General features: G+C 65.8%; 22 protein-coding genes. 12 read left to right on the top strand and 10 right to left on the bottom strand.

Features of this window, described 5'->3' with window-relative positions:
* Position 1: 1 nt before the first annotated feature.
* Positions 2-1,960, bottom strand: coding sequence for a heme lyase CcmF/NrfE family subunit (locus D2T30_RS04440; RefSeq protein WP_128207823.1), 1,959 nt, complete (start codon positions 1,958-1,960; stop codon positions 2-4).
* A gap of 145 nt (positions 1,961-2,105) precedes the next feature.
* Positions 2,106-2,435 carry a TIGR02300 family protein gene (locus D2T30_RS04435; RefSeq protein ID WP_128183757.1) on the bottom strand — a complete coding sequence of 110 codons (330 nt, stop codon included), beginning with the start codon at positions 2,433-2,435 and terminating at the stop codon, positions 2,106-2,108.
* 129 nt (positions 2,436-2,564) lie between these two features.
* On the opposite strand from D2T30_RS04435, the gene D2T30_RS04430 reads away from it, so the two are divergent.
* From D2T30_RS04430 to D2T30_RS04420, 3 genes are all read left to right on the top strand, one after another.
* Positions 2,565-3,263: a M48 family metallopeptidase gene (locus tag D2T30_RS04430; protein WP_128207821.1), complete on the top strand. Its 699-nt coding sequence runs from the start codon at positions 2,565-2,567 to the stop codon at positions 3,261-3,263.
* Positions 3,264-3,293: 30 nt separating this feature from the next.
* Positions 3,294-3,941, top strand: coding sequence for a GntR family transcriptional regulator (locus tag D2T30_RS04425; protein WP_128183761.1), 648 nt, complete (start codon positions 3,294-3,296; stop codon positions 3,939-3,941).
* A gap of 72 nt (positions 3,942-4,013) precedes the next feature.
* Positions 4,014-4,514: an acyl-CoA thioesterase gene (locus tag D2T30_RS04420; protein ID WP_128207819.1), complete on the top strand. Its 501-nt coding sequence runs from the start codon at positions 4,014-4,016 to the stop codon at positions 4,512-4,514.
* A gap of 154 nt (positions 4,515-4,668) precedes the next feature.
* On the opposite strand, the gene lpdA is transcribed toward D2T30_RS04420, so the two are convergent.
* The 8 genes from lpdA to mdh all read right to left on the bottom strand — a co-directional run bounded on the left by lpdA (position 4,669) and on the right by mdh (position 14,859).
* Positions 4,669-6,057, bottom strand: coding sequence for a dihydrolipoyl dehydrogenase (gene lpdA / locus D2T30_RS04415; protein ID WP_128207817.1), 1,389 nt, complete (start codon positions 6,055-6,057; stop codon positions 4,669-4,671).
* Positions 6,058-6,069: 12 nt separating this feature from the next.
* Positions 6,070-6,477: an MAPEG family protein gene (locus D2T30_RS04410; protein WP_128207815.1), complete on the bottom strand. Its 408-nt coding sequence runs from the start codon at positions 6,475-6,477 to the stop codon at positions 6,070-6,072.
* A 46-nt stretch (positions 6,478-6,523) separates the two neighbouring features.
* Positions 6,524-8,062, bottom strand: a complete 1,539-nt coding sequence (odhB, locus tag D2T30_RS04405) for a 2-oxoglutarate dehydrogenase complex dihydrolipoyllysine-residue succinyltransferase (RefSeq protein ID WP_128207813.1) — start codon at positions 8,060-8,062, stop codon at positions 6,524-6,526.
* A 1-nt stretch (position 8,063) separates the two neighbouring features.
* Positions 8,064-11,021, bottom strand: coding sequence for a 2-oxoglutarate dehydrogenase E1 component (locus tag D2T30_RS04400; RefSeq protein WP_128183771.1), 2,958 nt, complete (start codon positions 11,019-11,021; stop codon positions 8,064-8,066).
* 39 nt (positions 11,022-11,060) lie between these two features.
* Complete coding sequence (locus D2T30_RS04395) at positions 11,061-11,432, bottom strand: hypothetical protein (RefSeq protein ID WP_128183773.1); 372 nt, start codon at positions 11,430-11,432, stop codon at positions 11,061-11,063.
* Positions 11,433-11,544: 112 nt separating this feature from the next.
* Positions 11,545-12,432 (bottom strand): succinate--CoA ligase subunit alpha, encoded by an 888-nt coding sequence (gene sucD / locus D2T30_RS04390; RefSeq protein ID WP_128207811.1) that lies wholly within the window; start codon positions 12,430-12,432, stop codon positions 11,545-11,547.
* 4 nt (positions 12,433-12,436) lie between these two features.
* Positions 12,437-13,630 (bottom strand): ADP-forming succinate--CoA ligase subunit beta, encoded by a 1,194-nt coding sequence (gene sucC / locus D2T30_RS04385; protein WP_128183777.1) that lies wholly within the window; start codon positions 13,628-13,630, stop codon positions 12,437-12,439.
* A 266-nt stretch (positions 13,631-13,896) separates the two neighbouring features.
* Positions 13,897-14,859 (bottom strand): malate dehydrogenase, encoded by a 963-nt coding sequence (gene mdh, locus D2T30_RS04380; protein ID WP_128207809.1) that lies wholly within the window; start codon positions 14,857-14,859, stop codon positions 13,897-13,899.
* 216 nt (positions 14,860-15,075) lie between these two features.
* On the opposite strand from mdh, the gene D2T30_RS04375 reads away from it, so the two are divergent.
* From D2T30_RS04375 to D2T30_RS04335, 9 genes are all read left to right on the top strand, one after another.
* A complete protein-coding gene (locus D2T30_RS04375) occupies positions 15,076-15,945 on the top strand; it encodes an HpcH/HpaI aldolase/citrate lyase family protein (RefSeq protein ID WP_128207808.1) in 870 nt (289 codons plus the stop codon).
* Positions 15,946-15,973: 28 nt separating this feature from the next.
* Positions 15,974-16,525: an NnrU family protein gene (locus D2T30_RS04370; RefSeq protein ID WP_128207806.1), complete on the top strand. Its 552-nt coding sequence runs from the start codon at positions 15,974-15,976 to the stop codon at positions 16,523-16,525.
* Between the two features lie 4 nt (positions 16,526-16,529).
* Complete coding sequence (locus D2T30_RS04365; RefSeq protein ID WP_128183785.1) at positions 16,530-16,736, top strand: DUF1737 domain-containing protein; 207 nt, start codon at positions 16,530-16,532, stop codon at positions 16,734-16,736.
* Between the two features lie 290 nt (positions 16,737-17,026).
* Positions 17,027-17,425, top strand: coding sequence for a succinate dehydrogenase, cytochrome b556 subunit (gene sdhC, locus D2T30_RS04360; RefSeq protein ID WP_128183787.1), 399 nt, complete (start codon positions 17,027-17,029; stop codon positions 17,423-17,425).
* A 12-nt stretch (positions 17,426-17,437) separates the two neighbouring features.
* Positions 17,438-17,836 (top strand): succinate dehydrogenase, hydrophobic membrane anchor protein, encoded by a 399-nt coding sequence (gene sdhD / locus D2T30_RS04355; RefSeq protein ID WP_128183789.1) that lies wholly within the window; start codon positions 17,438-17,440, stop codon positions 17,834-17,836.
* Between the two features lie 15 nt (positions 17,837-17,851).
* The gene (gene sdhA, locus D2T30_RS04350; RefSeq protein WP_128207804.1) at positions 17,852-19,660 is read left to right on the top strand and encodes a succinate dehydrogenase flavoprotein subunit; all 1,809 of its coding nucleotides are present in this window, start codon (positions 17,852-17,854) and stop codon (positions 19,658-19,660) included.
* Positions 19,660-19,980: a succinate dehydrogenase gene (locus D2T30_RS04345; RefSeq protein WP_128207802.1), complete on the top strand. Its 321-nt coding sequence runs from the start codon at positions 19,660-19,662 to the stop codon at positions 19,978-19,980. Before sdhA ends, D2T30_RS04345 begins: the two co-directional genes overlap by 1 nt.
* An 8-nt stretch (positions 19,981-19,988) precedes the next feature.
* Entirely contained in the window at positions 19,989-20,312 is a 324-nt protein-coding gene (locus D2T30_RS04340; protein ID WP_128207800.1) for a hypothetical protein, read from the top strand.
* Positions 20,313-20,317: 5 nt separating this feature from the next.
* The gene (locus D2T30_RS04335) at positions 20,318-21,097 is read left to right on the top strand and encodes a succinate dehydrogenase iron-sulfur subunit (protein ID WP_128183797.1); all 780 of its coding nucleotides are present in this window, start codon (positions 20,318-20,320) and stop codon (positions 21,095-21,097) included.
* Positions 21,098-21,191: the final 94 nt, after the last annotated feature.

The raw sequence follows: 21,191 nt of genomic DNA, 5'->3' as shown, positions 1-21,191 counted from the left end.
GTCATTCCGCCGGTTGCGGCGCGGCGCGGGGCCGCCGTGCGCCCGCCGCGACGCGGTAGCGCCGGTCGGACAGGCTCAGCGCCCCGCCAAGGGCCATCAGCCCCGCCCCGGCCCAGAGCCAGCTTGCGAAAGGCTTGATATAGCTGCGCACCGCCCATCCGCCATTGGCCTGCGGATCGCCGAGGACGAGGTAGATGTCCTCGCGCAGGCCGTTGCGGATCGCGGCCTCGGTCGTCGGCGTGCCCTGCACGGGGTAGAAGCGCTTTTCCGGGTGCATCACGGCCACCAGCCGGTCGCCGCGGCGGACGGTCATCGTTGCCGTTGTGGCGGTGTAGTTCGGGCCGGGGCGTTCCTGCACCGCGTCGAGGCTGATGTGATAGCCCGCCATGTCGAACCCTTCGCCCGTGTGGAGGATGCGGATGTCCTCCCGCTGCCAAGCGGTCAGCAGGCCCACCGCCGCGAAGACCACGCCAAGGCCCGCATGGGCGATGGCCTTGCCCCAGTCGGCGCGGGGCAGGCGGGTCAGCCGCGCGGGCGTGCGCCCCGCCCGCTGCCACAGATCGGTCGCCGCGCCGAAGACCAGCCACGACCCCAGCCCTGCCGAGGCCAGCGCCAGCATCGGCCGCCCGCTGGTCACGCTCCACGCGCAGCCTGCCACCGCCAGCGCCAGCACCGCGGCGGGCCAGAGCGGGCGCACCACCCGTGCCGGCACCGCGCGCTTCCACGGCATCATCGCCCCCGCCGGCAGCACCAGCGCAAGGATCACCATGAAGGGCGTGAAGGCGGTGTCGAAGAACGGCGCCCCGACCGACAGCTTACGCCCCCAGAGCATCTCGGCCACCAGCGGCCAGAGCGTTCCGACGAAGACCACCAGTGCCGCCACCGCCAGCAGGATGTTGTTCAGCACCAGCGCGCCTTCGCGCGAGACCAGCGAAAACACCCCGCGCGCCTGCATCGCCCCGGCCCGCGCCGCGAACAATGTCAGCGCCCCGCCGAGGAAAACCGCGAGGATCGCCAGAATGAACACGCCGCGACCGGGGTCCGAGGCGAAGGAATGGACCGAGGTGATCACCCCCGACCGCACGATGAAGGTGCCGATCAGCGAAAAGCCGAAGGCGAGGATCGCGAGCAGGATCGTCCAGCTTTTCAGCGCCTCGCGCTTTTCCACGACGATCGCGGAATGCAGCAGCGCCGCCGCCAGCAGCCACGGCATGAAAGAGGCATTCTCGACCGGATCCCAGAACCAGAACCCGCCCCAGCCAAGCTCGTAATAGGCCCACCACGATCCCATCGCGATGCCGATGGTCAGCAGGATCCACGAGGCCAGCGTCCAGGGCCGCACCCACCGCGCCCATGCGGCGTCCACCCGCCCCTCGATCAGCGCGGCGACGGCGAAGGAAAAGGCCATGCTCAGCCCGACATAGCCGAGGTAGAGGAACGGCGGATGGAAGGCCAGCCCCGGGTCCTGCAACAGCGGGTTCATGTCGCGCCCGTTGAACGGCGGATCGGCGAGCCGCGTGAACGGGTTCGAGGTCAGCAGGATGAAGCCCAGAAAGGCCAGCCCGATCGAGGCCTGAACCGCCAGCACCCGCGCCCGCAGCCCGGCGGGCAGCGCGCCGCCGAACCATGCCGCCAGCGCCCCGAACAGCGACAGGATCAGCACCCACAGCAGCATCGAGCCTTCGTGGTTCCCCCAGACGCCGGTGACCTTGTAAAGCATCGGCTTCGCGGTATGGGAATTCTCATAGACCAGCAGCAGCGAGAAATCCGAGGTCACGAAGGCATGGACCAGCGCCGCGAACGCCACCGCGATCAGCGCGAACTGCGCCGTTGCCGCGGGCTCGGCCACCGCCATCCATCCGGCCCAGCCCTTCTGCGCGCCGATCAGCGGGATCACCATCTGGATCAGGGCCACGCAAAAGGCCAGGATCAGCGCGAAATGACCAAGCTCTGCAAACATCGGGGCCTCCTGTCGCGGGGATCATAGGGGCGTGAGGCCGCGCGGAAAAGGCGCCTTGGCACGGCCACGCAACTGTGACCGCCGCGCACAACGCAAAAGGCGCGGGCCGGGACCCGCGCCTTGGCGATCCGTCAGCGGGGACGAATCAGTGTTCGTCCTCGCCGCCGCCGACATCGGCGATGTCGTCGAGCGAGACGTTGTCGTCGTCGTCATCCTCAAGCAGATCATCATCCAGATCGGCATCGGCCGCATCTTCGTCCAGATCGTCATCCGGCAGATCATCGACGCTGAGATCCCGTTCGCGCGGGGCCACCTTGTCCGCCACCAGAACGCGGCCGCGACCGGCCGCCGTCAGGCTTTCCAGCGTGAAGCTGTTGCCGCAGACCGGGCAGGTCATCGGGTCGTTCATCAGATCGTAAAAGCGGCTCGCGCAATGCGGGCAGAGGCGCTTGACGCCCCATTCCTCTTTCGGCATGGAATTCTCCTGGCAAGCTCTATCGCACAGAGTCGCAGCCAACTGCCACAATGCCCGCAGGGTGTCAAAGCCTTTTCCGAAAATTTCCCGGGGAAAGGCGCCGGCCCCTTTCACAAGTCCGGAACCCCGATGCCCGCCAGCCCCCATATCCTGCCCGACCTGCCCGAGGTGGCGCTGACGCTGCGCCGCTCCGCCCGGGCGCGGCGGTTCAGCCTGCGGGTGTCGCGTCACGACGGGGCGGTGATCCTGACCCTGCCGCTGCGCGCGCCGCTGGACGAGGCGCTGGCCTTCGCCCGCAGCCAGAGCGACTGGCTGAGACGCGCGCTCGACCGGGTGCCGCAGGTGGCGCCGCTCGGCTTCGGCGCGGCGATCCCGTTCGAGGGGCAGGCCCTGACCCTGACCCCCGGCGCGGTGCGCGCGCCAAAGGTGCAGGATGACCGGCTGATCCTGCCGGGGGACGAGGCGCGCCTGCGTCCGCTTTTGCGCGCCTTCCTGAAACATTGCGCGCGGGTGCGGCTGCAGGCGGCGACGGAACGGCATGCGGCCACGCTTGGCCGCGGGTTCCGCAAGATCACCCTGCGCGATACCCGCTCCCGCTGGGGGTCCTGCGCGCAGGACGGATCGCTGAGCTATTCATGGCGGCTGATCATGGCGCCGCCTTCGGTGCTGGATTATGTCGCCGCGCATGAGGTGGCGCATCTGGCGCAGATGAACCATTCGCCGGCTTTCTGGGCGGTGGTGGCGCGGCTGCGCCCCGATTACGCCGCCGACCGCGCCTGGCTGAAAACCGAAGGGGCCGGGTTGCAGGCGATCCGCTTCGACGATTGACGCGCCCGGCGGTTGTGATCACATAGGTGCATGACCACCATCACCGCCCGCCCGATCGAGACCGCCGCCCATGACCGGCTCTACCGCAGCCTGCGCCTGCAGATCATGCACGGAGAGATTCCCCCCGGTCAGGCGCTGACGCTGCGCGCGCTCGCCAGGCAATACGACCTGTCCATGACCCCGGTGCGCGAGGCGCTTCGCCGCCTGATCGCCGAGGGGGCGCTGATGCTCTCCTCCTCCGGCCGGGTGACGACGCCCGAGCTGACCAACGAACGGATCGAGGAACTGGCGGCGCTCCGCGCGCTGATCGAGCCCGAACTCGCCTCCCGCGCGCTGCCGCGGGCGCATCTGGCGCTGATCGACCGGCTGAGCGCCATCAACACCGCCAATGCCGAGGCGGTGGCGAAACAGGATGCCGTCGCCTATATCCGCACCAATCTGGAATTCCACCGCACGCTCTACCTGCGGGCGCAGGCCCCGGCGATGCTGGCGGTGACCGAAACGGTGTGGCTGCAACTCGGCCCGACGATGCGCGCGCTCTATGGCAAGCTGCGCCGCAACGAACCGCCGCGCCATCACCGGCTTATCCTCGCTGCCCTCCGCGCGGGCGATGAACCCGGATTGCGCCTCGCCGTGCGCATAGATGTGACACAGGGGCTGCGACATCTCGCCCAATAGACATCCTTCTTGACCTGCCCCGCCCCGTGCGCAATCTGCGTCCATAAGCAAGGGACAGGCCCGAAGGACCCCATGACCAGCCAGTTGACCGATGACGAACGCCGCCAGCTTGAAATGACGGTGCTGATGACCCCCGACATGGCGAATTTCTCGGGCAAGGTGCATGGGGGCGCGCTGCTGAGCTGGCTCGACCGCGTGGCCTTCTCGCTCGCCTCGCGCTATTCGCGCTGCTACGCTGTCACGCTGAGCGTCGATCAGGTGATGTTCAAGCAGCCGATCCATGTGGGCGAGCTGGTGAAATTCTCGGCCTCCGTCAACTATACCGGCCACAGCTCGATGGAAATCGGCATCCGGGTCGACGCCGAAAACATCACCACCGGCACCCGGCGCCATACCAACAGCTGCTATTTCACCATGGTCGCGGTGGATGACGAAGGCCGCCCGGTGACGGTGCCGCCGCTCGATCCGGTGACCGAATTGCAGAAACATCGCTGGAAAGCGGCCGAGGTGCGCCGCAGCCTGCGCCGCGAATTCGCCGAGCGGTTGGAAAAGGCCGCGGCCGAGGGCAAGTGATCCCCGCCTCCTTCATTCTTCCATAAATATCCTCGGGGGGAGTCTTGGCTTGCCACGACGGGGGGCAGACAGCCCCCCGCGCCCGGGACGCGGGTGCACCGAAAACGAAAGGGCGGCCCGAAAGCCGCCCCTCCCAAAAACCCTGACCGATCCCTCAAGCGTGGATCGCGCCCAGCCCGCAGGCCAGCGCCGCCTCCCGCACCGCTTCCGAGAAGGTCGGATGGGCGTGGCAGGTCAGCGCGATGTCCTGCGCCGAGGCGCCGAATTCCATGCCAACGCAGATCTCGTGGATCAGCTCGCCCGCCGACGGCCCGATGATATGGCAGCCAAGAATGCGGTCGGTGTTCGCATCGACGATCAGCTTGACGAAGCCCTCGGCCTGGAACACGGCCTTGGCGCGGCCGTTGCCCATGAAGGAGAACTTGCCCACCTTGTAGGCGCGGCCTTCCTGCTTCAGCGCCTCTTCGGTCTTGCCGACCGAGGACACTTCGGGCGTGGTGTAGATCACGCCGGGGATCACGTCGTAGTTCACATGGCCGTATTTCCCGGCCAGAACCTCGGCCACCGCCATGCCTTCATCCTCGGCCTTGTGGGCGAGCATCGGGCCGACGATCGCGTCGCCGATCGCATAGATGCCGGGAACGGTGGTCTGCCAATGCGCGTCGGTCTTGATCTGGCCGCGCGGCAGGATCTCGACCCCAAGCGCCTGAAGCCCAAGGCCGTCCGTATAGGGCTTGCGCCCGGTGGCGACGAGCACGACTTCCGCCTCGACCGCGTTTTCGGACTCATCCTTGCGCAGCTTGTATTTGACGGTGTTCTTGCCCTTGCCCTTCTCGACCCCCTGCACGGCGGCGCCGAGAACGAATTTCAGCCCCTGCTTCGTCAGGATCTTCTGGAAGGCCTTGGCGACCTCGCCGTCCATGCCGGGGGTGATCGCGTCGAGATATTCGACCACCGTCACATCCGTGCCGAGCCGCGCATAGACCGACCCCATTTCCAGCCCGATCACCCCCGCGCCGATGACGACCATCGACTTCGGGATCTTCGGCAGCGCCAGCGCGCCGGTCGAGGTGACGACGGTTTCCTCGTCGATCTCGATCCCCGGCAGGCTCGACGGTTCGGAGCCCGAGGCGATGACGATGTTCTTCGCGGTATGCACCTCGTCGCCGACCTTGACCTGACCCGCCGCGGGGATCGAGCCCCAGCCCTTCAGCCAGGTGATCTTGTTCTTCTTGAACAGGAATTCGATGCCCTTGGTGTTCTGGCCGATGACGTCCTGCTTGTAGGCCTGCATCTTCTTCCAGTCGACCTTCACCGAGGCCTGCGTCAGCCCCATCTTGTCGAAATTCTCATGCAGTTCATGCAGTTCGTGCGTCGCGTGCAGCAAAGCCTTCGACGGGATGCAGCCGACGTTGAGGCAGGTGCCGCCAAGCGCCTCGCGCCCCTCGACGCAGGCGGTCTTCAGGCCCAGCTGGGCGCAGTGGATCGCACAGACATAGCCGCCCGGGCCGCCGCCGATCACGATCACATCAAATTCAGCCATTTCATTCTCCTGTCAGGCCGCCGCTGCGGACCCGAATAGTGCGGCGAAGATCATCGCCAGGGTTGCCAGAAGCCCGACCATCCAGATCACCGAACGCCAGGGCGACCAGCCGAAGGCATAGGCGGGCAGATAGAGGACGCGTGCCGCGACGAACACCCAGGCACTGGCGGCGGTGAATCCGCCCGCCTTGCCCGAAAGCGTGACGACCACGACGGCGATGGTGAACAGCCCGAGGTTCTCGACATGGTTGTTCACCGCGCGGCGCAACCGCCCGAGCAGGGGGGAGGGCTCGGGCATCCGGTCGCGCGGGCCGGCGTTGAAGGCCGGGCCAAGTTCGCGGTTCATCACCGCCCCGGCGGCGCCGACCATCACCACCTGCCAGAGCGCCGCAATCGCGAGGGCCGTCAGTTCGGGGGTCATGGCGTCCTCCAGAGAAAGGCCCCCGGCTTGCGCCGGGGGTCGGGGATCAGAGATCCATCAGCAGGCGGCGCGGATCTTCGAGCGCCTCTTTCACGCGGACGAGGAAGGTCACCGCGCCCTTGCCGTCGACGATCCGGTGGTCGTAGCTCAGCGCCAGATACATCATCGGGCGGATCACGATCTGACCGTTCACGACGACCGGACGTTCCTGGATCTTGTGCATGCCGAGGATGCCCGACTGCGGCGGGTTCAGGATCGGCGAGGACATCAGCGAGCCGTAGACGCCGCCGTTCGAGATGGTGAACGAGCCGCCCTGCATGTCCGCCATGGTCAGCTTGCCGTCGCGGGCACGCTTGCCGTAGGCGGCGATCTCCTTCTCGATCTCGGCGAAGCCCTTCTGGTCGGCGTCACGGACGACCGGCACGACAAGACCGTTCGGCGTGCCGACCGCGACGCCCATGTGGACGTAATGCTTGTAGATGACGTCGCCGCCGTCGATCTCGGCGTTGACTTCGGGCACCTCGACCAGCGCGTGGCAGCAGGCCTTCACGAAGAAGGACATGAAGCCGAGCTTCACGCCGTGCTTCTTCTCGAACTGCTCCTTGTAGGTGTTGCGCAGCTCCATGATGCCGGACATGTCGACCTCGTTGTAGGTCGTCAGCATGGCGGCGGTGTTCTGAGCATCCTTCAGGCGGCGCGCGATGGTGGCGCGCAGGCGGGTCATCTTCACCCGTTCCTCGCGCGAGGCATCATCGGCGGAGACTGCGGCGCGCGGCACGGCGGCGGGTGCCGGGGCAGGGGCCGCGGCGACGGGCGCGGCGGCCGGTTTCGCGACGGCGGCGGCCACGTCTTCCTTCATGATGCGACCGTCGCGGCCGGTGCCGGTGACCTGATCGGCGGACAGGCCGGCCTCGGCCATCGCCTTCTTCGCCGAGGGGGCGTCTTCCACATCCTTGCCGGTGACCGGCGGAACATCGGCCGCCGGCGAAACGGCGGGTGCCTGCGCGGGCGGCGCGACGGTGCCGGCGGCGCCTTCGGCCACCACGGCAAGCTTCGCCGAGGCCATGACGGTCGCGCCTTCGGGCGCCACGATTTCGGTCAGGACGCCGGCCACCGGCGAGGGAACCTCGACCGAGACCTTGTCGGTTTCCAGTTCGCACAGCATCTCGTCCTGCGCGACCGTGTCGCCCACTTTCTTGAACCAGGTGGAAACCGTGGCTTCCGACACGCTTTCGCCCAGTGCGGGCACCATCACGTCCGTCATCTTGACCTCTTTGGACTCTTGCGCGGCCGGCTGGGGCGCGGCCGCGGCTTCGGTTTTCTTCGGTTGCGGGGCGGGCGCCGCGGCGCCCGCTTCGGTGATCGTGGCAAGGAGCGCGTTGACGCCGACCGTCTCGCCTTCGGGCGCGACGATCTCGGCCAGGGTCCCGGCGGCAGGGGCCGGGACTTCGACCGTCACCTTGTCGGTTTCCAGCTCGCACAGCATTTCGTCCTGCGCGACCGCGTCACCCGGCTTCTTGAACCAGGTGGCGACGGTGGCTTCGGACACGCTTTCGCCAAGCGTGGGCACACGAACGTCGGTCATCTCAGCCCTCCAGCGCGTCGTTGACGAGCGCGTCCTGTTCCATCTTGTGGGTCTTGCCCAGACCCGTCGCCGGCGAGGCGGAGGCCGAGCGACCGGCATAGCGGGCGCGGGGATGCTTCGCCTCGATCCGGGCCAGAACCCATTCGATGTTCGGCTCGACAAAGGTCCAGGCGCCCATGTTCTTGGGCTCTTCCTGACACCAGATGATCTCGGCATCCTTGAAGCGCGCCAGTTCCTGCGTCATCGACTGCGCCGGGAACGGGTAGAACTGTTCCAGCCGCAGCAGGTAGACATCGGTCAGCCCGCGCTTGTCGCGTTCGGCCAGCAGATCGTAGTAGACCTTGCCCGAGCAGATCACGACGCGCTTGATGTCCGCATCCGGCTTCAACTCCAGTTCCGACGTGCCGCGCTGCGCGTCGTCCCACATCACCCGATGGAAGATCGAGCCGGTGGTGAATTCCTCGGCCGAGGACACGCACATCGGATGGCGCAGCAGCGATTTCGGCGTCATCAGCACCAGCGGCTTGCGGAAGGTCCGCTTGAGCTGCCGGCGCAGGATGTGGAAGTAGTTCGCCGGGGTCGAGCAGTTGGCGACGATCCAGTTTTCCTGCGCGGACATCTGCAGATAGCGTTCCAGCCGCGCCGAGGAATGTTCCGGCCCCTGACCTTCGTAGCCATGCGGCAGCAGCAGCACGAGCCCCGACATCCGCAGCCATTTCGATTCACCCGAGGACACGAACTGGTCGAAGATGATCTGCGCGCCGTTGGCGAAGTCGCCGAACTGGCCTTCCCACAGGGTCAGCGCATTGGGTTCGGCCAGCGAATAGCCGTATTCGAACCCGCAGACCGCATATTCCGACAGGGCCGAGTCGATGACCTCATAGCGCGCCTGACCCGGCTTGATGTGGTTCAGCGGGTAGTAGCGATCCTCGGTCGTCTGGTCGACCAGCGCCGAATGGCGTTGGGAGAAGGTGCCGCGCGCCGAATCCTCGCCCGACAGGCGCACCGGGAAGCCCTCGGCCAGAAGGCTGCCGAAGGCCAGCGCCTCGCCGGTCGCCCAGTCGAAGCCCTTGCCGCTCTCGAACATCTTCTTCTTGTTCTCGAGGTTGCGCGCGACCGTCTTGTGCAGGTCGAAATCCTTCGGCGCGGTGACCAGCGCATGGCCGACCTCGGCGAAGGTTTCCGGGCTGATCGAGGTATCGCCGGCGGTGTAATCGGCGCCTTCGGGCGTCAGGCCGGTCCATTTGCCGTCGAGCCAGTCGGCCTTGTTCGGGCGATAGGTCTTGCCGGCCTCGAATTCCTCGTTCAGCTTCGCCTGGAAGGCGGCCTTCATGTCCTCGATCTCGCCTTCCGGGATCAGGCCATCCTTCACCAGCCGGTCGGTGTAGAGCTGAAGGGTCGTCTTGTGGCCCTTGATCTGCTTGTACATGATCGGGTTGGTGAACATCGGCTCGTCGCCTTCGTTGTGACCGAAGCGGCGATAGCAGAAGATGTCGATGACCACGTCCTTGTGGAACTTCTGGCGGAATTCCACCGCGACGCGCGCGGCATGGACCACGGCTTCCGGGTCATCGCCGTTGACGTGGAAGATCGGCGCCTCGACCATCAGGGCGATATCCGTCGGATAGGGCGAGGAGCGCGAGAAGTGCGGCGCCGTGGTGAAGCCGATCTGGTTGTTCACGATGATATGCATCGTACCGCCGGTGCGGTGGCCGCGGATCCCCGAAAGCTGGAAGCATTCCGCCACGATCCCCTGACCCGCAAAGGCCGCGTCGCCGTGCATCAGGATCGGCAGGACCATGGTGCGGTCGGTATCGTTGAGCTGGTCCTGCTTGGCGCGGGCCTTGCCGAGGACGACCGGATCCACCGCTTCGAGGTGCGAGGGGTTCGCCACCAGCGACAGGTGGACGGTGTTGCCGTCGAAGGTCCGGTCCGAAGAGGTGCCGAGGTGGTATTTCACATCGCCCGAGCCTTCGACTTCGTCCGGCTTGTAGGAACCGCCCTGGAATTCGTTGAAGATCGCGCGGTAGGGCTTGCCCAGAACGTTGGTCAGCACCGACAGGCGGCCGCGGTGCGGCATGCCCATGACGATTTCCTTCACGCCAAGCGCACCGCCGCGCTTGATGATCTGTTCCATCGCCGGGATCAGCGATTCCCCGCCATCAAGGCCGAAACGCTTCGTCCCCATGTATTTGACGTGCAGGAATTTCTCGAACCCTTCCGCCTCGACCAGCTTGTCGAGGATGGCGCGGCGGCCTTCGCGGGTGAAGGCGATCTCGTTGCCGTAGCCCTCGATCCGTTCCTTCAGCCAGGCGGATTGTTCCGGGTCCGAGATGTGCATGTATTGCAGCGCGAAGGTGCCGCAATAGGTGCGCTTCAGCACGTCGACGATCTGCCGCATCGAGGCGTGGGTCATGCCCAGCACGTTGTCGATGAAGATCGGCCGGTCCATGTCGGCCTCGGTGAAGCCGTAGCTGTGCGGGTCGAGTTCCGGGTGGTTGCGTTCGTCGCGCATCCGCAGCGGGTCGAGGTTGGCGATCAGGTGGCCGCGGATCCGGTAGGCGCGGATGATCATGATCGCGCGCACGGAATCGAGGACGGCGCGTTTCACCTGTTCCTCGGACACCTGCACGCCGGCTTCAGCGGCCTTCGCCTTGATCTTGTCGCCGGCGGCCTTGGTTTCCTTGGCGGGAACGACGGGCCATTCGCCGGTCAGCGCGCCCATGATCTCGCCGCCCGGAACCGGGGGCCAGTCGCTGCGCGCCCAGGACGCGCCCTCGGCGGCATGTTCTGCATCCGCCCCGCTGTCACCGAGCGAGGCGAAGAACGCCTGCCAGCTCGCATCGACCGAGGCCGGGTCCCGGGCGTAATTCGCGTAAAGCTGCTCGACGTAATCCGCATTCGCGCCCTGCAGGAAGCTGGACGCTTCGAACTGTTCGTTTGGGGATTGGTCATTCATGGAGTTCGTCCTTGAAAGTGGCTGGGGCCGGGAAAGAGTTCAGTGACAGGTCACTGCGATGACCTTGACGCCGGGTTCGCCATCCTGCGGCAGGGTCGTGTAGGAAGAGGCCAGCTGCTTGCCGTAACTGGCGCAGAGCTTCGCCGGCGCGGCGGCAAGCGCGGCCTGGTTCGCGACGATCGGGTCGTAATAGATATAGGCCTGGCTGGTGTCTCCGCCGATCGCGGCGATGGAATCGCCGTTGATGCCGGTCTGCTTCTGCCACAGCGCATGGGCCCGCACGTTCTGCGGAACCGGAGGCGCAAGCGGGTGCTGGGCCCCGGCCTCGCCCGCCGTGACGCCCGGCATTTCCATCGCGCAGCCGCCAAGCATCAGGGCGGATACCGCGAGAACCGGGATAACACGTTTCATTGCCTAACCTCCGCGGCCGGTATGGCCGGACTTCCCTGAAAGGGCAGGACGGGTTCGCAAACCTGCCCGGCGCTTTCGCGAGGCCGCGGGTCATGCCCGCGGCCCCTGTTTCTCATTCGCCCTTGATCGCCTTCAGCACGGCTTCGCCGAGCGAGGCGGGGCTTTCCGCGACGACGATCCCGGCGCGCTGCATGGCCTCGATCTTCGACCCGGCGTCGCCCTTGCCGCCCGAGACGATGGCGCCCGCATGGCCCATGCGGCGGCCCGGAGGCGCCGTGCGGCCCGCGATGAAGCCCGCGACCGGCTTCCAGCGGCCCTTCTTCTTCTGTTCGATCAGGAATTCGGCCGCGTCTTCCTCGGCCGAGCCGCCGATCTCGCCGATCATGATGATCGATTCCGTTTCCGGATCGTCAAGGAACATGTCCAGCACGTCGATATGCTCGGTGCCCTTGATCGGGTCGCCGCCGATACCCACGGCCGAGGACTGGCCAAGGCCGATGTCCGTCGTCTGCTTCACCGCCTCATAGGTCAGCGTGCCCGAACGCGACACGACGCCGACCGAACCGCGCTTGAAGATCGAGCCGGGCATGATGCCGATCTTGCAGGCGTCGGGGGTCATCACGCCGGGGCAGTTCGGCCCGATCAGGCGGGACTTGCTGTCCATCAGCGCGCGCTTCACCTTCATCATGTCGAGCACCGGGATGCCCTCGGTGATGGCGACGATCAGCGGGATCTCCGCGTCGATCGCCTCGAGGATCGAGTCGGCCGCGAAGGGCGGCGGCACGTAGATCACCGTCGCATCGGCGCCGGTCTTGGCCACGGCCTCGTGGACCGAGTTGAACACCGGCAGGCCCAGATGCTCGGTCCCGCCTTTGCCGGGGGTCACGCCGCCGACCATCTTGGTGCCGTAGGCGATCGCCTGTTCGGTGTGGAAGGTGCCCTGCGAGCCGGTCAGGCCCTGGCAGATGACTTTGGTGTTTTCGTTGATCAGGATAGCCATGGTCTCAGCCTTTCACTGCCTTGACGATCTTCTGCGCAGCATCGCCCAGATCGTCCGCCGCGATCACGTTCAGCCCGGAATTCGCGATGATCTCCTTGCCAAGCGCGACGTTCGTGCCTTCGAGACGCACGACCAGCGGGACCTTCAGCCCGACTTCCTTCACCGCGGCGATGATGCCCTCGGCGATGATGTCGCAGCGCATGATGCCGCCGAAGATGTTGACGAGGATGCCCTTCACGTTCGGGTCCGAGGTGATGATCTTGAACGCCTCGGTGACCTTTTCGCGGGTGGCGCCGCCGCCGACATCAAGGAAGTTCGCCGGGTTCGAGCCGTAGAGCTTGATGATGTCCATCGTCGCCATGGCCAGCCCGGCGCCGTTCACCATGCAGCCGATCTCGCCGTCGAGGGCGATGTAGTTCAGGTCGAACCGCGAGGCTTCAAGCTCTTTCGGGTCTTCCTCGGTGGTGTCGCGCAGGTCCTGAATGTCGGGATGGCGATAGAGCGCGTTGTTGTCGAAGCCCAGCTTGGCGTCGAGCACCTTGATATTGCCTTCCGGGGTGACGATCAGCGGGTTGATCTCCAGCATCTCCATGTCCTTCTCGATGAAGGCCTTGTAGAGATTGCGGATCAGCGCCACGCATTGCTTCACCTGCCCGCCCTGCAGGCCGAGCGCGAAGGCGACCCGGCGGCCGTGGAAATCCGACAGCCCCGTCGCCGGATCGACCGAGAAGGACAGGATCTTTTCCGGGGTATGGGCGGCGACTTCCTCGATGTCCATGCCGCCTTCGGTCGAGACGACAAAGCTCACGCGCGAGGTTTTGCGGTCGATCAGCAGCGCGAGATAGAGTTCGCGCGCGATGTCCGAGCCTTCCTCGATATAGACGCGGTTGACCTGCTTGCCGGCCGGTCCGGTCTGATGGGTGATCAGGGTGCGTCCAAGCATCTGCCGGGCGAGTTCGGCGGCCTCCTCCACCGACTTTGCCAGACGGACGCCGCCCTTCGGGCCCGCTTCCGGTTCCTTGAAATGGCCTTTGCCGCGGCCGCCGGCGTGGATCTGTGCCTTCACCACCCACAGCGGTCCGTCAAGCTCGCCCGCGGCGGTCTTGGCCTCCTCTGCCTTCAGAACGACGCGGCCGTTCGACACCGGGCAGCCGTAGCTCTTCAGAAGCTGTTTTGCCTGATATTCATGAATGTTCATGCCAGACTTCCCTTCCTGGTACGATTTCGGCGACTGGTTTGGCACAGTCTGACCGGACGATAAAACGAATATTGTGTGTAATGCCGCAGGATCGGCGGAAAACCGACATTTGTGATCACACCCTTCGCAGCCGTGATCACAAACGCGGAGCAATGGAGGATTCGGGGCCTCTCACGCCGAGTCTGTTGACGCAGGGGAAGCGTCGCGGCGGTCCGCGGCGGCGGGCACGCGCATGGAAAAGGGCGCGCCGTGGCGCGCCCCAAGGGTCAGGCGAGGGAGGAATCGATCCCTTTGCAGGCGGCAACAAGGCCCCTGACCGCCTCGACCGAGCTGTCGAACATCGCCTGTTCCTCGGGTGCGAGGGCGATGTTCACGATCCGCTCAATCCCGCCGGCGCCGATCACCGTCGGCACGCCGACGTAAAGACCGTCGAGGCCGAAGGCCCCCTTGACGTAGGCCGCGCAGGGCAGGACGCGCTTCTGGTCCTTCAGATAGGATTCCGCCATCTCGATCGCCGCCGTGGCCGGGGCGTAGAAGGCGGAACCCGTCTTCAGCAGGCCGACGATCTCGGCCCCGCCGTCGCGAGTGCGCTGCACGATCTGGTCGAGCTTTTCCTGCGTCGTCCAGCCCATCTTGACCAGATCCGGCAGCGGGATGCCCGCGACCGTCGAATAGCGCGCCAGCGGCACCATCGTGTCGCCATGGCCGCCCAGCACGAAGGCCGTGACATCCTTCATCGAGACGTCGAATTCCACCGCGAGGAAATGCCGGAACCGCGCCGAGTCGAGCACCCCCGCCATGCCGACGACCTTTTCCACCGGCAGGCCGGAGAATTCCCGCAGCGCCCAGACCATCGCGTCGAGCGGGTTGGTGATGCAGATGACGAAGGCGTCGGGGGCGTATTCGGCGATGCCCTCGCCCACCGATCTCATCACCTTGAGGTTGATGCCCAGCAGGTCGTCGCGCGACATGCCCGGCTTGCGCGGCACGCCGGCGGTGACGATGCAGACATCCGCGCCGGCGATGTCGGCGTAGGAGTTGGTGCCCTTGAGGGTGGCGTCGAAGCCTTCCGAGGGGCCGGACTCGGCAATGTCGAGCGCCTTGCCCTGCGGCGTGCCTTCCGCGATGTCGAACAGGACGACATCGCCAAGTTCCTTGAGTGCAACGAGATGGGCGAGCGTGCCGCCGATCTGACCTGCGCCGATCAGCGCGATCTTGGGTCGGGCCATGTGGTGTTCTCCTCCGAACGTCAGGATGGCTTTGTGAACTGACATGAAATGGGTAGCGGCACATTGCCGGTCTGGCAAGGCTGGCGGGCCGATCCGGCGGGGCCTGCGTGCCGGGAACGGGACGAAACCGCCCTCGTGCCGCCGGGGAAAGCAAGTCTTGTCGCCCGGGGCGATTTGGGGAACCTAGAGGGGGACCTTTGTCGCAAGGAGAGAATCATGGCTCACGGAGCGGATCGCCCCTGCCGTTCGGCGCTCTATATCCCCGGGTCGAAGCCGCGGGCGCTGGAAAAGGCGGCCGGACTTCCCTGCGACGCGATCATCTTCGATCTCGAGGATGCGGTGACGGTGGAGGAAAAGGCCTCCGCGCGGGCGGGCGTTCTGTCGGCGCTGGCGCAATACGATTACGGAGCGCGGCTGCGGATCGTGCGGGCCAACGGGCTAGACACGCCGTGGGGGCGTGAGGATGTGCTGGCGCTTGCGGATGCGGTCCATGCCGGCGTGCGCATCGACGCGCTGCTGATGCCGAAGGTATCCTTCAAGAAGGATCTGGACGCGGTGGTGGACCTGACCTCGGCGCTGCCGCTGTGGGCGATGGTGGAAACCGCGATCGGGGTGCTGAACGCGGCGGATATCGCCTCGCACCCGCGGCTCGAGGGGATGGTGATGGGCACCAACGACCTGTCGATGGAGTTGCAGGGGCGCCATCGCCCCGACCGGCTGCCGCTGCTGACGGGGATGGGGCTGTGCCTGCTGGCGGCGAAGGCCTATGGCAAGGTGATCCTCGATGGTGTCTACACTGCCTTCACGGATGAAGAGGGGCTGCGCGCCGAATGCGAGCAGGGGCGCGACATGGGATTTGACGGCAAGACGCTGATCCATCCCGCCCAGCTGGCCGCGGCGAATGCGGCCTTTGCGCCCACCCCGGCCGAGCTGGAATTGGCCGAACGCCAGATCGCCGCCTTCGAGGCGGTGAAGGCGCGCGGGCAGGGCGTCGCCGTGGTGGATGGTAAAATCGTCGAAAACCTGCATATCGTCACGGCACGGCAACTGATCGCCAAGGCGAAGGCGATTGCCGAAATGACCTGAACCGGGCCGGCAGCTGAAAGGCAACCTCATGGCACTTCTGATCCTCGGTCTTTTGCTCTGGGCCTTCGGGCATCTGGCGCGCCGGCTGATCCCCGGCTTCAGCGAAACGCTGAAGGGCGCCGAGCGGCCGGTGACGGCGGTGATCGTGACGCTCGGCGTGGTGCTGATGGTGATCGGCTATCGCGGCTGGTTCGGCGAATTCTACTGGGGCCGGACGCCGGCGCTGGCGGGGATCAACAACCTGCTGATGCTGGCGGCGGTCTATTGCTTTGCCGCCTCGGGGATGAAAACCGCCTTCGCGCGGCGGTATCGCCATCCGATGCTGACCGGGGTGGTGATCTGGGCGGTGGCGCATCTGCTGGTGAACGGCGACACGCCCAGCTTCGTGCTGTTCGGCGGGCTGGGCCTCTGGGCGGTTCTGGAAATGGTGCTGATCAACCGGGCCGAACCGCGCTGGACGCCGCCCGTCCCGCGCAAGTCCGGGCCGAAGATGGAAGGGATGGCGGTGCTGGGCACCGTCGTCGTATATGGAGCGATCGCCGGGGTGCATGGGCTGCTCGGCTATCCGGTATTCGGGTGACAAGATGAAGATCTATCGTCTGCTGACCGAGGATGACACCTCGGCCTTCTGCCACAAGGTTTCGCTGGCCATCGCCAAGGGCTGGGATCTCTACGGATCGCCGTCCTATGCCTTCGATGGCGCGCGCGGCGTGATGCGCTGCGCGCAGGCGGTGACCAAGGAGGTTCCGGGCAAGGAATACAGCCCGGACATGAAGCTCGGCGAACAGTAGGGCGGGCGCGGAAGGCGATTCCCCTCGTGACGATCGGTCGCGTTGCCTGCGCAAATCCGACAAAAAATCTTGGTGATTCGTGTGAGCGCCAACATGTGATCACTGGCAGATTTTTTGTGATCACGAATGATGTTTTTTGCCTTTTCCGCCCGCGCAAAGGTCAGTTTCGCCAAACTGTGGTCGTGACTTGCCGGAAATATGCGCTATTGAGGGACAGATATTCCGGCCAGCCCAGACCGCGCCGCGCCCTGACAGGCGCGTGCTTGGGCTTAGCGACAGAGGGACCCAAAATGGCTGAAACGAAACGGGTTGAACGGCCCCTTTCCCCCTTCATGATCGGCCCGTATTACCGTCCGCAGATGACCTCGATCTCGTCGATCACGACGCGGATCACGGGGAATGCACTGATCGTCACGGTATTGCTGACCGCGTGGTGGCTGTTGGCCGCCGCGACGAGCCCCGGCTACTTCGACTTCGTCAACGCGATCGCGACCTCGTGGTTCGGCGACCTGCTCTACACGCTTTCGGCCTGGGCCGTCTGGTATCACTTCCTGGCCGGTCTGCGTCACCTCTACTTCGACGCCGGCCACGGCCTTGAAATCGAGACGGCCGAGAAGCTGGGCTGGGCCTGCTTCATCGGCGCCACCGTGCTGACGGTCCTGACGATCATCATCGTCGCCGTGATCTGAGGAGCCTGATCCATGCATTTCCAAACCGACCGTCAACGCGCCGTGGGCAAGGGCGCCGCGCACAGCGGCACCGGGCACCACATCTTCATGTCGGTCACGGCGGTGGCGCTGGCGTTTCTGGTGCCGGTCTTCGTCATCATCTTCGGCCGCACCCTCGGCGCGCCGCAGGAGGTGGTGATCGCGGTCTTCGGCAATCCCTTCGTGGCGATCGTCACCGCGCTGACGATCATCGTCGGCATGCGCCATTTCGCCAAGGGCTGGCAGATGTGCATCGAGGACTACGCCCACGGCACCGCCCGGGGGGTGCTCGTGTTCATCGGCACGGCGATCTCCTATCTGGTGATGGCAAGCGTGCTCTACGCGCTGGCGAAATTCGCCTTCCTCGACCTCATTCTCGGCGCGATGGGCTGATACGGGACAGAACAAATGGCATCTTATACTTATGAAACCCATCATTACGACGTGGTGGTGGTCGGCGCGGGTGGCGCCGGGCTGCGCGCGACGCTGGGGATGGCGGAACAGGGGCTGCGCACGGCCTGCGTGACCAAGGTCTTCCCGACGCGCTCGCATACCGTGGCGGCGCAGGGCGGCATCGCCGCCTCGCTGTCGAACATGGGGCCGGACAACTGGCAATGGCACCTTTACGACACCGTGAAGGGGTCCGACTGGCTCGGCGATACCGATGCGATGGAATATCTGGTCCGTCACGCCCCGGCCGCGGTCTATGAGCTGGAACATTACGGCGTGCCGTTTTCGCGCACCGAGGAAGGCAAGATCTACCAGCGTCCCTTCGGCGGCCACACCACCGAATTCGGCGAAGGCCCGCCCGTGCAGCGCACCTGCGCCGCGGCCGACCGCACCGGCCACGCCATCCTGCACACGCTCTATGGCCAGTCGCTGAAGAACAACGCGGAATTCTACATCGAATATTTCGCCATCGACCTGCTGATGAGCGAGGACGGCAAGACCTGCGAAGGCGTGCTGTGCTGGAAGCTCGACGACGGCACCTTCCACGTCTTCGCGGCCAAGATGGTCGTGCTGGCGACGGGCGGCTATGGCCGCGCCTATTTCTCGGCCACCTCGGCGCATACCTGCACCGGCGACGGCGGCGGGATGGTGGCGCGGGCGGGCCTTGCGCTGCAGGACATGGAATTCGTGCAGTTCCACCCGACCGGCATCTACGGCTCGGGCTGCCTGATCACCGAGGGCGCGCGCGGCGAGGGCGGCTATCTGACCAACTCGGAAGGCGAGCGGTTCATGGAACGCTACGCGCCGCACTACAAGGATCTGGCCTCGCGCGACGTGGTGTCGCGCTGCATGACCATCGAGATCCGCGAAGGCCGCGGCGTGGGCGAGCACAAGGACCACATCTTCCTGAACCTCAGCCACCTGCCGCCCGAGGCTTTGCATGAACGCCTGCCGGGCATTTCGGAATCGGCGCGGATCTTTGCCGGTGTCGACGTGACCAAGGAACCGATCCCGGTGCTGCCGACCGTCCACTACAACATGGGCGGCATCCCGACGAACTACTGGGGCGAGGTGGTCGACCCGACCTCCGACAACCCGGACAACATCGTTCCCGGCCTGATGGCGGTGGGGGAGGCGGGCTGCGCCTCGGTCCACGGGGCGAACCGTCTGGGATCGAACTCGCTGATCGACCTCGTGGTGTTCGGCCGTGCAGCGGCGATCCGCGCGGGCGAGGTGATCGACCGGGCAAAGGCGATCCCGACCCCGAACAAGGCCGCGATCGACAAGGTGTTCGAGCGGTTCGACAGGCTGCGCTATGCCGGTGGCGGCACGCCGACGGCGGAACTGCGGCTGGAAATGCAGAAGACCATGCAGTCCGACGCCGCCGTCTTCCGCACCGACAAGACGCTGGCCGAGGGCGTGGAGAAGATGACCGCCGTGGCGGCCAAGATGAACGACATCAAGGTCACGGACCGCTCGCTCGTCTGGAACTCCGACCTGATGGAGACGCTCGAGCTGACCAACCTGATGCCGAGCGCGCTGGCCACCATCGTCGGCGCCGAGGCGCGCAAGGAATCCCGCGGCGCCCATGCGCATGAGGATTATCCGAACCGCGACGACGTGAACTGGCGCAAGCATTCGATCATGCGGGTGCAGGACACGACGGTCGAGCTCAGCTACCGGCCGGTGCATATCGACCCGCTGACGCCTTTCGACGAAGGCGGCATCGACCTGAAGAAGATCGCGCCGAAGGCCCGCGTCTACTGATGCGCGCCTTTGGAATCCTGACGGCGGCGGCCGCGCTTTCGGCCTGCACCATGGGCGGCACCGGGCTCAGCCCCGAGGCCATCGCCCGCGGTCAGGCGAAATCCGTGGTCAATTCCGTCGTCGCGCAGAAGATGCCGGGGGTGAATGCCGCCCCCGTCACCGATTGCATCATCGACAACGCCTCGATGTCCGAGATCTACTCGATCTCGCGCGGGGCGGTCGTCGGGGTGGATGCGGATACCGTGAACACGGTGATGACCATCGCGAAGCGTCCCGACACGCTGAGCTGCATCACCCGCAACGGGCTTTCGCTGCTGTGAGGGCGGGAATGGGACAGGGGCTTAGGCAGGACGCAGGGGGGACGCGGCTCTGGCCGTGGCTCGCGCTGACGGCGCTGTCGGCCTGCGGTCCCGTGCCCGTCGAACAGGCCGAGGCGCAATGCCTGGCGCGCCTGCACTCCGACCGCCCGATCTCGGGCGAGGCGGGGATGGGCGTGTCCGACCGGGGCCTCCGCTCCGTGACGAAGATGACGATCGACCTGAAGGCCGGCACGGGCGGCGATCCGTCCGCGGCCTTCGATCGCTGCGTATACGACAGATCCGGCCGCATGCCGACGCGGCCGCTTTACGCCAGAACCGACTGGAGAGGGTGAAAACCATGGTTCAGTTCAAGCTTCCCAAGAATTCGCAGATCCGCGTCGGCAAGACCTGGCCGAAGCCGGAAGGCAAGAATATCCGCAAGTTCCAGATCTACCGCTGGAGCCCGGATGACGGCGAAAACCCGCGCGTGGATACCTATTTCCTCGACCTCGACAAATGCGGGCCGATGGTTCTTGACGCGCTGATCAAGATCAAGAACGAGATCGACCCGACGCTGACCTTCCGCCGGTCCTGCCGCGAGGGGATCTGCGGCTCCTGCGCGATGAACATCGACGGGATCAACACGCTGGCCTGCATCTACGGCCTCGATGAGATCAAGGGCCCGGTCGTCAAGATCAACCCGCTGCCGCACATGCCGGTGGTCAAGGACCTGATCCCCGACCTGACGCTGTTCTATGCGCAGCATGCCTCGATCATGCCGTGGCTGGAAACCAAGACGAACCGGCCCGAAAAGGAATGGCGCCAGTCGATCGAGGACCGCAAGAAGCTCGACGGGCTGTATGAATGCGTCATGTGCGCGTCCTGCTCGACCTCCTGCCCGAGCTACTGGTGGAACTCGGACAAATACCTCGGGCCGGCGGCGCTGCTGCATGCCTATCGCTGGATCATCGACAGCCGCGACGAGGCGACGGCCGAGCGTCTGGACGGGCTGGAAGATCCGTTCAAGCTGTATCGCTGCCATACGATCATGAACTGCACCCGGACCTGCCCCAAGGGGCTGAACCCGGCGAAGGCGATCGCCTCGATCAAGAAGATGATGGTCGAACGGCAGGTCTGACGCCCTCCGCACCGCGATCAGGGCCCCGGCACGCCGGGGCCTTTTGCATGGGGGGGGGTGCGACATTTTCGCTGCATCGCAGAAAGACGGTGTC

It is taken from the genome of Paenirhodobacter populi (assembly GCF_004022215.1).
In the GTDB taxonomy this organism is placed as follows: Bacteria; Pseudomonadota; Alphaproteobacteria; order Rhodobacterales; family Rhodobacteraceae; genus Rhodobacter; species Rhodobacter populi.
This window is presented reverse-complemented; position numbering and strand designations above follow the sequence as displayed.